General features: G+C 57.0%; 12 protein-coding genes. All 12 read left to right on the top strand.

Annotated features, from left to right (window positions below):
- The first annotated feature begins 17 nt into the window (after positions 1-17).
- Positions 18-353, top strand: a complete 336-nt coding sequence (locus EDC23_RS05465; RefSeq protein WP_134081960.1) for a TusE/DsrC/DsvC family sulfur relay protein — start codon at positions 18-20, stop codon at positions 351-353.
- Between the two features lie 103 nt (positions 354-456).
- Entirely contained in the window at positions 457-1,185 is a 729-nt protein-coding gene (locus EDC23_RS05460; RefSeq protein ID WP_208321290.1) for a respiratory nitrate reductase subunit gamma, read from the top strand.
- Between the two features lie 32 nt (positions 1,186-1,217).
- On the top strand, positions 1,218-2,744 hold the full coding sequence (gene dsrK, locus EDC23_RS05455; protein WP_208321289.1) for a sulfate reduction electron transfer complex DsrMKJOP subunit DsrK: 1,527 nt from the start codon (positions 1,218-1,220) through the stop codon (positions 2,742-2,744).
- 49 nt (positions 2,745-2,793) lie between these two features.
- Positions 2,794-4,740 (top strand): NAD(P)-binding protein, encoded by a 1,947-nt coding sequence (locus EDC23_RS05450; protein ID WP_134081958.1) that lies wholly within the window; start codon positions 2,794-2,796, stop codon positions 4,738-4,740.
- A 21-nt stretch (positions 4,741-4,761) separates the two neighbouring features.
- Complete coding sequence (locus tag EDC23_RS05445; protein WP_134081956.1) at positions 4,762-5,265, top strand: hypothetical protein; 504 nt, start codon at positions 4,762-4,764, stop codon at positions 5,263-5,265.
- The gene (dsrO, locus tag EDC23_RS05440) at positions 5,265-6,026 is read left to right on the top strand and encodes a sulfate reduction electron transfer complex DsrMKJOP subunit DsrO (RefSeq protein ID WP_134081953.1); all 762 of its coding nucleotides are present in this window, start codon (positions 5,265-5,267) and stop codon (positions 6,024-6,026) included. Before EDC23_RS05445 ends, dsrO begins: the two co-directional genes overlap by 1 nt.
- A gap of 30 nt (positions 6,027-6,056) precedes the next feature.
- A complete protein-coding gene (gene nrfD, locus EDC23_RS05435; protein ID WP_134081951.1) occupies positions 6,057-7,268 on the top strand; it encodes an NrfD/PsrC family molybdoenzyme membrane anchor subunit in 1,212 nt (403 codons plus the stop codon).
- Between the two features lie 196 nt (positions 7,269-7,464).
- Positions 7,465-8,859, top strand: coding sequence for a cobyrinate a,c-diamide synthase (locus tag EDC23_RS05430; protein ID WP_134081949.1), 1,395 nt, complete (start codon positions 7,465-7,467; stop codon positions 8,857-8,859).
- Positions 8,860-8,935: 76 nt separating this feature from the next.
- Positions 8,936-9,274 carry a HesB/IscA family protein gene (locus EDC23_RS05425; protein WP_134081947.1) on the top strand — a complete coding sequence of 113 codons (339 nt, stop codon included), beginning with the start codon at positions 8,936-8,938 and terminating at the stop codon, positions 9,272-9,274.
- A gap of 76 nt (positions 9,275-9,350) precedes the next feature.
- Positions 9,351-11,000 carry a histidine kinase gene (locus EDC23_RS05420; protein ID WP_134081945.1) on the top strand — a complete coding sequence of 550 codons (1,650 nt, stop codon included), beginning with the start codon at positions 9,351-9,353 and terminating at the stop codon, positions 10,998-11,000.
- Positions 11,001-11,002: 2 nt separating this feature from the next.
- Complete coding sequence (locus EDC23_RS05415) at positions 11,003-11,668, top strand: response regulator (protein WP_134081943.1); 666 nt, start codon at positions 11,003-11,005, stop codon at positions 11,666-11,668.
- 205 nt (positions 11,669-11,873) lie between these two features.
- Entirely contained in the window at positions 11,874-12,338 is a 465-nt protein-coding gene (locus EDC23_RS05410) for a rhodanese-like domain-containing protein (protein WP_134081941.1), read from the top strand.
- Positions 12,339-12,442 lie beyond the last annotated feature (104 nt).

Raw genomic sequence — 12,442 nt, 5'->3', positions numbered from 1 at the left:
TTAATAGGAGATAAACGATGGGTACTATCAACGTAGGTGGCAAAGAGCTGGAAGTCGACGAAGAAGGTTATCTTTCCAATCTGGCCGACTGGACTCCGGAAGTTGCCGAGTATATGGCAAAAGACGAAGGTCAGGATCTGACCGAAAACCATTGGGAAGTTATCAATTTCCTGCGCGAATACTATGAAGAGTATCAGATCGCGCCGGCAGTTCGTGTACTGACCAAAGCGATCGGCAAGAAGCTGGGCAAGGAAAAAGGTAACAGCAAGTACCTGTACGAACTGTTCCCCTATGGCCCCGGCAAGCAGGCATGTAAATATGCCGGTCTGCCCAAGCCGACAGGTTGCGTATAAAGCTCTGACGCGACGGAATTCGAGGGGAGCTTTACTCCCCTCTGTTCCATTAACCTGATGTAAATCGATAATTACAACGAGATAACGTAGAGGGAACAGTAGCATGTCGGCGCTGTCCGTGACTTACGCAATACTATTTTATGCGGCAACCCTGCTTCTGGTTGTTGGTTTGGTGCGCAAGATTGCCTTGTATGCGCGTACACCGGCACCATTAAAGATTCCCACGACACCGGCCCCCGTAAACCGCACCGGTGTTGTCTTGCGAATGGTACAAGAGGTTGTGCTATTCACAAGTTTGTTCAAGGCAACCAAGTGGACCTGGCTGTTCGGTTGGTTGTTCCATTTAGGTTTACTGCTCGTTTTACTGCGCCATCTGCGCTACTTCCAGGCTGAAACCTGGTTCTGGGTTGATCTGATTCAACCGTTTGGCAAATATGCCTCTTACGCCATGGTCGTCGGCCTGCTCGGCCTGTTTGCCCGGCGCATCTTTGTGGATCGCGTGCGTTACATCTCCGCACCGTCCGACTATCTAATGCTGCTGTTGCTGATTGTCATCGGTATCAGCGGCATGCTCATGACCTTTGTCACCCATACCGACATTGTCATGGTGAAAGGCTTTTTCCTGGGCCTGCTACGTTTCAGCATTGAACCGCTGCCGAGTGACCTTTTATTGCTCACTCATCTGACACTGGTTGCCCTGCTGATGATCATTTTCCCGATCAGCAAGCTGTTGCACGCACCGGGCGTTTTCTTCAGCCCGAGCCGTAACCAGGTCGATAATCCGCGGGAAAAACGCCATCTGGCGCCGTGGGCCGCTGATCTCGAAAAGTAAATACACTGGAAAGTCGCTAGAGGATTACTGACGTGGCAGACTTCGAAACACCAGAACTGCGTGAATACCCGATTATCCCCAAGCTCAAAGAAGGGGTAATGGAACACAGCAAGCCGTATGTGGCCAAGGTCCAGTTCCAGGAAGCCCTGGGCTTTCCCGGCGAGCTGGTGGATAACTGGGAAGAAAAAGCACTGGAAAAACTCGATGATCTGAGAGGACGCTACCGTTCCCTCCAGGTCTATCTGGATTCCTGCGTCAAATGCGGTGCCTGCACCGACAAGTGTCACTATTATCTTGGCACCAGCGATCCGAAAAACATGCCGGTGGCGCGTCAGGATCTGCTGCGTCAGGTTTACCGCCGTTACCGCACATTTGCCGGGAAGTACTTCCCCAAACTGGTCGGCGCGAAAGACCTGACCAAGGATGTCCTCGACGACTGGTACAGCTATTTCCATCAGTGCTCCCAGTGTCGGCGCTGTTCGGTATACTGCCCCTACGGCATCGACACCGCCGAAATCTCCATGGCTGCCCGTGAAATCATGGATACCATCGGGGTCGGACAAAAATACTGTAATGAAATTATCGGCAAGGCCGCGACGGTGGGTAACAACCTGGGTCTGCCGGAGCCGGCTCTGGCCGATACGCTGGAAGGCCTCGAAGAAGAAGTTGAGGAAGATACCGGTGTCCCGGTCAAGTTCCCGCTGGATCAAAAAGGCGCGGAAATCCTGCTGGTCACCCCCTCCGCCGACTTTTTTGCCGAACCGCATGTGGACGGCCTGATCGGTTATGCCAAGGTCTTCCATGAAGCCGGAGTGAGCTGGACCATGAGCTCCTACGCTTCCGAGGCGGCCAACTTCGGTATGTTTATCGGCAGTTATGAAAACATGCGTAATCTGTCATTACGTATTCGCAAGGCCGCCGAGGATCTGGGCGTCAAACGCATCGTATTCGGTGAATGCGGCCATGCCTGGCGTGTTGCCTACAGCTTCCTGAATACCCTGGCCGGACCCTTCGACTTTCTGGATCCCAACTATCCGGTGCCGCAGCACATCTGCGAATTCACCTATGATTTGATCCAGAAGGACAAGCTGAAATTCGACAAGTCCGAAAACGATCACATGACCCTCACCTTCCACGATTCCTGTAACGTGGCGCGCGCCTCGCGCATGGGTGACAAAGCCGGGGGTCAGTTCGATATTCCCCGCGCGATCATTCGGGCTGCCTGCAATAACTTTGTCGACATGCCCGCCGACGCCATCGGCGAAGCCACTTTCTGCTGTGGTGGCGGCGGCGGCCTGTTGACCGACGATCTTATGGAGCTCCGCGTCAAAGGCGCCCAGCCGCGTATGGAAGCCTACAAGCGCGTCGTGGAAGACAACGGCGTGACCAACGTGGCGGCGATCTGCGCGATTTGCAAAAGCCAATTTACCAAGGTCCTACCCTACTACGGGTTCGGTATGACTGACATTGTCAGTGTTCATCAGCTCGTCAGCGAGGCACTCATTCTTAGTGATGCGCCGAGTGACGATACTGAGAGTAACGCTGAAGCAGAAGCTTAATTTTTTTACGATTTGACGGTAATAACCGACATCGCATAGGAGAACAGGCATGGCGACTTCCCAAGACGATATGAACACCAAGTTAACCTTCCGTCTATACAAGGATGGTGAAACCAATGAGGACTGGGCTTCCTGGTCGGACAAGATCTTCAAAGAAGATACTTCACACAAATGTCCGACTTACGTACATCGTACGCCCCCCTGTCAGGGAAGCTGTCCGTCAGGTGAAGACATTCGTGGCTGGCTGGATATCGCCCGCGGTATCGAGAAGCCCCCCGAAGATATGGACTGGCAGGAATATGCATTCCGCCGTTTGACCAACGCCAACCCGTTCCCTTCCGTCATGGGCCGGGTTTGCCCCGCGCCGTGCCAGGACGGCTGTAACCGTAATGAAGTTGAAGACTACGTCGGCATCAACTCCGTCGAGCACTTCATCGGCGACACTGGCCTCTCCAACAAGTACAAGTTCGAAGTTGGCGAAGATAACGGCAAGAAAGTCGCCATCGTTGGTGGCGGCCCGGCCGGCCTTGCAGCGGCATTCCAGCTGCGTCGCAAGGGCTATGGCGCAACCGTTTTCGATAACCACGCCACCCTGGGCGGCATGATGAAATACGGTATCCCGGGCTATCGTACCCCGCGGGATGTACTGGACGGCGAAATCGATCGCATCACCGAAATGGGTGTCGATGTCAAACTCAACACCTGGGTTGGCAAGGATGTGACCGTCGAGCAGCTGGAAAAAGACTACGACGCCATTCTCTGGGCCGTGGGCACCTGGACCGGCCGCAAACTGCCGATCCCCGGCGCCGACAATGCGCAGAATGTGCTGACCGGTGTCGACTTCCTCGAAGCCTTTAACGACGGTCGTCTGCAACTGGTTTCCGAAAAAGTCGTGGTAGTCGGTGGTGGTGATACCTCTATCGACGTGGCCTCCGTTGCCCGTCGTCTGGGTCACATCAGCGAAATCAACGAAAAAGATCGCCCGGAAAACATCGTTCTGGGCCATACCGCTCACGACGTGGCCTCTTCCGCCACCCGTCAGGGTGCACAGGTCATGCTGCTGTCCCGTTCACCGGTCAAGGACATGGCCGCCGCCGAGCACGAAGTTAACGATGCCCTGCGTGAAGGTGTCGATATTGTCGACCGCGTTAACCCGATGGAAGTGATTCTCGACGACAAGGGCCGTGCCAAGGCGCTGCGGGTACAGAAGCTGGAAGATGACGGCAAGACCCCGGTCGAAGGTTCTGAATACGATATCGAACTGGATCTGCTGGTCTCGGCCATCGGTCAGGGCGGCAAGCTGGAAGGCTTTGAAGAGCTGGGTAACGAACGCGGCTTCATCGACGCCGATCAGCACTACCAGGTTCCTGGCAAACCGGGACACTTTGTCGCCGGCGATATCGTGCGTCCGCATCTGCTGACCACCGCCATCGGCCAGGCTTCCATCGCGGTTGACAGCATCGACCACTACCTGAAAGCGGAAAACCTGGGCAAGCGTCCGAAGGTCGACAAGCACCACTTCAACCTGCTCAACAAGCTGCGTGAAGCCGGACTGGAACCCAATGATTATACCCATGAATCAGAATGGGGCACCGCCGCCGCGGAATGGGCCGTGCATAACTATGAAGACCGTTCGGCGCATGAAATCATCCCCGCGGATGAACTGTTCCTGGGTCATTTCCACTACACGCCGCGTCTCAAACGCCATGAAGATGTGCCTTCATCCGACGATGTACTGGGTCACTTCCAGGAACGTGTGAAGGGACTCTCCGAAGAGCAGGCCCGTGAAGAAGCCGATCGCTGCATGAGCTGTGGCATGTGCTTCGAGTGTGATAACTGTGTTATCTACTGCCCGCAGGACGCTGTCTATCGTGTGCCGAAAAACCAGCACACCATGGGCCGTTATGTTGCCACCGATTACTCACGCTGTATCGGGTGCCACATCTGCGCCGATGTTTGCCCGACCGGCTACATCGATATGGCAATGGGTGAATAACAACGAATAGAGGTAGTAACGGTGTCACTACGACAGTTGATACAAACAACAATAATGGCAGGGCTTCTCGCCCTGCCCTTTACTGTGCTGGCAGGTGATGCGCCTGCGCCTGAAATTCCCAAAGCCAAAGAAAAGGCGACTGAGGAATATGGTTGCGTTGCGCCGGTCGAATATATGCGTAAAAACCATATGGATGAGCTGATGCACAAGCGCGACGATACACTGCGTGAAGGCATCCGGACCGACAAGTTCAGCCTGGCGGAATGTATCAACTGCCACGTCACCCCGGATGAAGACGGCCAATTTGCCAGCTTCGGTGAAGACGAGCATTTTTGCAGCACTTGCCACAACTATGCCTCGGTCAGCGTCGACTGCTTTAGCTGCCACCGGGATACACCGGAAGATACGGATTACCGGCACAGCTTCAATGTCGGCAATAATCCGCATCACGGCAAAATGGCTCTGAAAGGGAACAAACTCTCCGTCGAAACCTTGAAGGTATTGACTGAAGGAGACCAGGAATAATGACCAATAAAACATATAACGCGGACCTGTCGCGCCGGCACTTTTTCAGTAAAGCGGCCGCCGCGGCCGGCATGGCGATCGCACCCGGGGTTTTCCTGCGCCAGGTGCATGCCCGCCCGGCGGAACAGGCTGCGACCAGTGAGAAGCGCTGGGGTATCCTGATCGATACCGACAAGTGCGCAAAAGGTTGTGACAGCTGCGTCACCGCCTGCATGAATGAAAACGGCTGGGGCGAGATCAACAACAGCGAGGAACATTCCAATCCTCACCAGAAGGCCCAGTGGATTCGCAAGGTCACCGTCAAGGACAAACAGACCGGCCATGTCCAGTCACTGCCCCTGATGTGCCAGCATTGCGAAAATCCGCCCTGTGTCGATGTCTGCCCCACCGGCGCCTCGATGAAACGGGCTGATGGAATTGTGCTGGTCGACAAGCATACCTGTATCGGTTGCCGCTACTGCATGATGGCCTGTCCCTACAAGGCGCGTTCTTTTATCCACGAGGATCTGGAAGATCAGAAAGTCGTGGCGCCGCGTGGTAAAGGTACCGTTGAGTCCTGCACCATGTGTGTCCATCGTGTCGACGAAGACGGCACGCCTGCCTGTGTCGAGGCCTGCAATGCCGACAATCACAACGCCATGTACTTTGGCGATCTGAAGGATCCCAACAGCGAAATCTCACGGCAGCTCAAGCAATATGGTGGTGAGCAGTTACGCGCCGATCTGGGTCTGAACACCGGCGTTCGCTACCGGGGTCTATAACAAAATCTACAAAGCAGGTTGTCAGTCGAAATGAAAAAAGCACAGTTCATGGAAATTGAAGGCCGGAGCTTCGGCTACCTTGCCCTCCTCGGCATCCTTGGCGCCATCATTCTGGTCGCACTGGGTGCCTGGTATGTCATGGAACATCATGGCCATTACGTAACCGGCATGAACAACGCCATCGTATGGGGCACGCCGCATATCTTCGCGATCTTTCTGATCGTCGCGGCCTCGGGGGCACTCAATGTGGCCTCGATATCCTCGGTATTCAACAAAACGGCCTACAAGCCGCTGGCCAGGCTCTCCGGACTGCTGGCCATCGCCCTGCTTGCCGGTGGTCTGATGATCCTGGTGCTTGATCTGGGACGCCCTGATCGCCTGATCGTGGCCATGACCTACTATAACTTCAAATCGATCTTTGCCTGGAACATCATTCTGTATAACGGCTTCTTCGTCATCGTTGCCGTCTATTTGTGGATGATGATGCAGCAGAGCATGAACAAGTACAGCAAACCGGTCGGGATCGCCGCATTCCTCTGGCGCCTGATCCTGACCACCGGTACCGGCTCGATTTTCGGCTTCCTTGTGGCCCGGGATGCCTTTGACGCCGCCATCATGGCGCCGATGTTCATTATCATGTCCTTCTCCTTCGGTCTGGCGATCTTTTTGCTGGTACTGATGGCCTCCTACCGCTGGACCGGCCGCCCGCTGGGCGACGCCCTCTTCCAGCGCCTGAAGAATCTGCTGGGCGTGTTCGTCGCTGCGGTGCTCTACTTTGTACTGGCCTACCATCTGACCAACCTTTACGCGACCGAGCATCACGGCATCGAAGCCTTCATCCTGCGCGATGGCGGCATCTACACCCAGCTGTTCTGGATCGGCCAGATCGTGCTCGGCAGTCTGCTTCCGCTGCTGCTGTTCTATCACCCCAGCTGGGGCAAGAAGCGCAGCCTGGTCGGTTTGGGTGCCGTACTGGTCATCATCGGCGGCCTGATTCAGCTGTATGTGCTGATCATCGGCGGCCAGGCCTACCCGCTGGAAATCTTCCCGGGCAAGGAAGTAATCGAAAGCAGCTTCTTTGACGGCCAGGTCGCGCAATACACGCCCAGTATGTGGGAAGTGCTGCTGGGACTGGGTGGCATGGCCGTGGCTCTGATCATGGTCGCCCTGGCGGTCAAGATCCTGCGTTTCTTGCCCACCAGTCTGGCCGATGAGGATGTTGATCCCCACCACTCCGCCTGATTTTAATCACCAGCGTCCTGTACACAGGACGCTGGTAAAATCAGGCAGGTACGAGGGGCGAGTGACGAGGTACGAGGACTCCTCCGATTGCCTCCAGAATTCTTAGATACTAAAGCACTCCTCGCTTTTCACTCGCATTCGTTTCGGGACAACATGCGCGTGATATGCTGATTCCTTTCAAAGGCCCCGTCCTGTCATGAACCGCCTGCTCATTTCCGCCGCCCATAAATCCTCGGGGAAAACCACCCTGTCGATCGGGCTGTGCGCGGCGTTTCGGCAGCAGGGGCTCGATGTCCGGCCGTTTAAGAAGGGGCCGGACTATATCGATCCCATGTGGCTGGGTCAGGCGGCCGGGCGGCCCTGTCATAATCTCGATTTTTACACCATGTCCCGGGACGAGATCCTGCAGACCCTGCAACAGCAGGCCGGGGCGAGCGATCTGGCGCTGATCGAGGCCAACAAGGGGCTGTATGACGGACTGGATATCGAGGGCAGCAACAGCAATGCCGCCCTGGCCCGCCTGACCGAAACCCCGGTCATTCTGGTCATTGACGTGCAGGGCATGACCCGGGGGATCGCCCCGCTGATCCTCGGATATCAGGCGTTTGATCCCCAGGTCAATATTGCCGGGGTGATCCTCAACCAGATCCGTGGCAGCCGCCACGAAGCCAAACTGCGCGCCGTCATCGAACATTACACCCACCTGCCCGTGGTCGGCGCCGTCTATCATGATGCGCGCCTGGCCATTACCGAACGCCATCTGGGGCTGATTCCCAGCAATGAAAATGCCGAAGCCGCCGACAAAATCGAAGCCATCGGCCAGCTGATTGCCCGGCAGGTGGATCTGGCGCGGCTCCAGAGCCTTGCCGGCCAGGCCCCGGCCCTGCCCGCGAGCGAGCCGCTGACGGGCCCGGAACCGGTCCAGCCGCCGGATATCCGCCTCGGCATCGCCCGGGACGAGGCCTTCGGCTTTTACTATCCCGGGGACCTCGAGGCCCTGGAGCAGGCCGGCGCCGAGCTGGTGCCCATCGATACCCTGCGCGACGACCGGTTACCGGCGATCGATGGCCTGTTTATCGGTGGGGGTTTTCCCGAATCCTGTCTGAGCGCGCTGGCCGCCAATCGGCCGCTGCGCGAGGCCATCTACAACGCCATCGAGGGGGGCCTCCCCGCCTATGCCGAGTGTGGCGGCCTGATGTATCTGTGTCGTCAGATCCGCTGGCAAGAGGAGAGCGCGCCCATGGTCGGGGTCATTCCCGCCGATGTGGTCATGCATGATCGCCCCCAGGGACGCGGTTATGTCCGTCTGCGCGAGACCGACGACAGCCCCTGGCCGGACGCCTCCGCCGCGCCCCGGGGCGAATTCCCCGCCCACGAGTTTCACTATTCGAGCCTCGAGAACCTGAGCCGGCCCCAGCGCTTCGCCTACGAGGTCGTGCGCGGCACCGGCATCGACGGGGCCCATGACGGGCTGATCCACAAAAACCTGCTGGCCTGTTACGCGCACCAGCGCGATACCGCGCGTCACCATTGGGCGCGGCGCTTTATCGACTTTGTCCGCCACACCCGCCAGAACGGAATTGATGTATAATTGACTAAATGACTGGGATATTTGACCATCCGGTCTGTGAATCACTGTCAGACAATCGAAATGAAGGAGTTCTCTTATGATTACGGTGACGCCCAAAGCCGCTGAACAAATCAAGCAATCGGCCAAGCAGAACCAGATGGAAGGCATGCCCATCCGTATCGCCGCCAAACGCGATGACGCCGGCTCGATACAGTACGCCATGGGATTCGCCGATCAGCAGGATGAGAATGACATCAGCTATACCTCCGAAGGCGTTACGGTGATGGTGCCGCCGGACAGCGTGGAACTGCTGCAGGGCGCCACCCTGGACTTTGTCGAGCTGGAATCGGGCGAGTTCAATTTTATTTTCCTGAACCCCAACGATCCCGAGTATGTCCCGCCCCAGGAAGGCAGTGGCAGCTCGCATTACTTTTAATTCAAGCAGTTAAATCGCCTCGTCAAGAGGCTTATCCGCCTGCACATAGCCTTGCTATCGGGGTCTGCCGTATACTATGTCGATGATCGATCCGCCTACAGGTCATACTGAACCGGCCGGTGACAGTGAAACGTCCGGCGCTGACGCCACTGCCCTGCCCCCGCGCGAGGGCATCTGGCGCAGTCGCCTGTGCGGCGCGATTTTCGGCATTGGTGCGGTCCTCATCATCCTGGGCATCGCCAGCACCTGGCTGTTGTACGTCAACCATGCCGGCTCCACTCTGGTGATCATCACCCTGGCCCTGCTGGTGGGCGGTCTGGGATTCATCGCGCTTCTCATCAGGCTGGTGCAGCGGACCCTGCTCACCCCCCTGACCCAGTTACGCCACTGGACCGCACAACTGCGCCAGGGCAATCTCGCCGCCCGGCTGCCGGGGGAGGTGCCCAACGACTTCAAGGGGCTGTTCGGTGACTTCAACACCCTGGCCGATGAGCTGGAAGTCCTCTCGCTGGACATGCAAAGCCAGGTCCGCAAACAGACCAAGCATATTGAGCGCAAAACTCACTCGCTGGAAATCATCTATGATGTCGCGGCCAGTATTAACATCTCCCGGGATCTCGATGATCTGCTGACCCGGTTTCTGCACACCCTCAAAGATGTGGTCAATGCCCGCGCCGCCGTCGTGCGACTGACGGACGACAACAACCAGATGCGACTGGTCTCCAGCATCGGACTGGATGAGGATCTGGTCAAACGCGAACAGTTTATCCCCTCGGAAGAATGTCTGTGCGGCAGCTCCTTCACCGAAGGCAAGGTGCTGTTCCAGACCGACCTGCAAAAATGCAACAAGATCATCGGCCGCAACTTCTTTGATAGCGAAGACGTCGGCATGATCGTCGTCCCCCTCCAGTACCGGGGCAAGACTCTCGGGGTCTACAACCTGTTTGTCAGCCAGGAGGACTTCGCCGAGCCCGAGGATATCGAAGATCTGCTCACCAGCATCGGCCGACACCTGGGGATGGCGATCGACAAGGCCCGCTCCGAAGACGAGGCGCAACGTCTGTCGATCATGGAAGAGCGTACCCGGCTCGCCCATGAGCTGCACGACTCCCTGGCCCAGACCCTGGCCAGCCTGCGCTTCCAGATCCGCGTCCTGGATGAAACCATCCGCCAGGGCGAAGAACCCTCGATCTGGTACGAGCTGGAAAAGATCGAAAACAATATCGACGAAGCCTATGCCGAATTGCGCGAACTGATCACCCACTTCCGCGCGCCGATCGACAAGCGCGGCCTGGTGCCGGCCGTTGAACACCTGGTGGAGCGTTTCCGCAACCAGTGCGATATCTCCATCTACCTGCAAAAGGAGTGGAATGTGCTCTACCTCCCGGCCAGCGTGGAAGTGCAGGCATTGCGCATTATCCAGGAAGCGCTCAACAATATCCGCAAACACAGCCAGGCCCATACCGTCCGTGTTATTATGCGCAGTGATGTCAACGGTGACTGCAACATCCTCATCGAAGATGACGGCGTCGGCATGAATATCCTGCCGTCCTCCGATCGTACCTCCGGCGATCATCTCGGTCTGAGCATTATGGACGAACGGGCCAAACGCATCGGCGGCACTGTCCGCATTGAAAGCGAACCCAACGAGGGCACCCGGGTCTTGCTGCGTTTCCGTTATCCCGAAGTCCAGACCGTTGAAGTACCGCTACAACTACAGGGTTGAGTATGAGTCTGCGCGTTCTGTTAATTGATGATCACACCCTGTTTCGCGTGGGTCTGGAAGGCCTGCTGGCCAGCCGGGGCATCGAAATCGTCGCCTCGGTCGGTTCCGGCCAGGACTGCCTGCGACTGGTCGAGGAACTCAAACCCGATGTGGTCCTGCTGGATATGCGCATGCCGGGCATCGATGGGCTGAGCGTCCTCAAGGTATTGCGGGAGAATGACGAGAATCTGCCGATTGTCATGCTCACCACCAGCAGCGATGAAGGGGATCTGCTCGAATCCCTGCGTGAAGGGGCGCAGGGTTATCTGCTCAAGGACATGGAGCCCGATGATCTGGTTCTGGCCCTGCGCGATATCGTCAACAACGGCAAGACCGTGGTGGCCCCCGATCTCGCCCCGATACTGGCCAAGGCCGTCCAGGGCAGTCACAGTGACGAGGAAGGCGCCAGTACCAGCCCGTTTGACGAACTGACTCCGCGGGAGACGGAAATCCTCGGCCTGCTGGCCGAAGGCCAGAGCAACAAGGCCATCGCCCGCAACCTGGGGATCTCCGACGGGACGGTCAAACTGCACGTCAAGGCCATCCTGCGCAAACTGGATGTTCACTCCCGGGTTGAGGCCGCGGTCATGGCCGTCGAATACGGCCTGTCTCGCGCCACCCCGGAATAACACTCCCGCTCGTCGATCACCGGCGGTTATTCGAGACCGATCTGTAATCCGCGATGACATCAAAAGCCCTGAAGACAGCAACAACGAAGGCACAGGCCGATCGGTTTTACTTGCCCGGTCTTCTCAAAGCATTCGACGGATTCAGGGATTCACCTGGTTTATATCTCTGACAAACTACATTTAATTTATTGGACAGGCTGTAACGATGAAAAAATTTACCGAACTGCTCGCCGAGAGCGCCAAACATGTCGATGAACTTTTCCCCTGGGATCTGGAAGAGCATCTGCAGGAAAACCCCGACACCCTGATCGTGGATGTGCGCGAGCCCTACGAATACGACACCATGCACATCCCCGGCTCGATCAATGTCCCCCGCGGCATACTCGAGACCGCCTGCGAATACGACTACGAGGACACCGTCCCCGAACTGGTCGAGGCCCGCGATCGGGATGTCGTGGTCGTCTGCCGCTCCGGCAACCGCAGCATCTTCGCCGCCGAAGTTATGCAAAAACTCGGCTACAAAAACGTGGTCTCACTCAAAACCGGCCTGCGCGGCTGGAGCGACTACGAACAGCCCTTCTACGACAACAACGGCAACGAAGTGGACGAAGACACCGTCATCGACTTCTTCACCCCCAAACTTAGCCCGGAACAACTGAGCAAGAAATAATCTTTTTTTTAGAATCCGATTAAAAACGCAGAGGACGCGGAGGCGCGGAGACGCGGAGGAATAAAATTATCGTTAATCACGAAGGCGCGAAATCCCGAAGAAGA

Source organism: Thiohalophilus thiocyanatoxydans (assembly GCF_004366735.1).
Taxonomy (GTDB): Bacteria; Pseudomonadota; Gammaproteobacteria; order UBA6429; family Thiohalophilaceae; genus Thiohalophilus; species Thiohalophilus thiocyanatoxydans.
The sequence above is the reverse complement of the archived record's forward strand: the minus strand, read 5'-3'. Positions and strand labels throughout refer to the sequence as shown.

Coding starts and splice junctions, on each gene's coding strand:
- EDC23_RS05465 (WP_134081960.1), top strand. CDS start 18: ATGGGTACTATCAACGTAGGTGGCAAAGAGCTGGAAGTCGACGAAGAA.
- EDC23_RS05460 (WP_208321290.1), top strand. CDS start 457: ATGTCGGCGCTGTCCGTGACTTACGCAATACTATTTTATGCGGCAACC.
- EDC23_RS05450 (WP_134081958.1), top strand. CDS start 2,794: ATGGCGACTTCCCAAGACGATATGAACACCAAGTTAACCTTCCGTCTA.
- dsrO (WP_134081953.1), top strand. CDS start 5,265: ATGACCAATAAAACATATAACGCGGACCTGTCGCGCCGGCACTTTTTC.
- nrfD (WP_134081951.1), top strand. CDS start 6,057: ATGAAAAAAGCACAGTTCATGGAAATTGAAGGCCGGAGCTTCGGCTAC.
- EDC23_RS05430 (WP_134081949.1), top strand. CDS start 7,465: ATGAACCGCCTGCTCATTTCCGCCGCCCATAAATCCTCGGGGAAAACC.
- EDC23_RS05425 (WP_134081947.1), top strand. CDS start 8,936: ATGATTACGGTGACGCCCAAAGCCGCTGAACAAATCAAGCAATCGGCC.
- EDC23_RS05420 (WP_134081945.1), top strand. CDS start 9,351: ATGTCGATGATCGATCCGCCTACAGGTCATACTGAACCGGCCGGTGAC.
- EDC23_RS05415 (WP_134081943.1), top strand. CDS start 11,003: ATGAGTCTGCGCGTTCTGTTAATTGATGATCACACCCTGTTTCGCGTG.
- EDC23_RS05410 (WP_134081941.1), top strand. CDS start 11,874: ATGAAAAAATTTACCGAACTGCTCGCCGAGAGCGCCAAACATGTCGAT.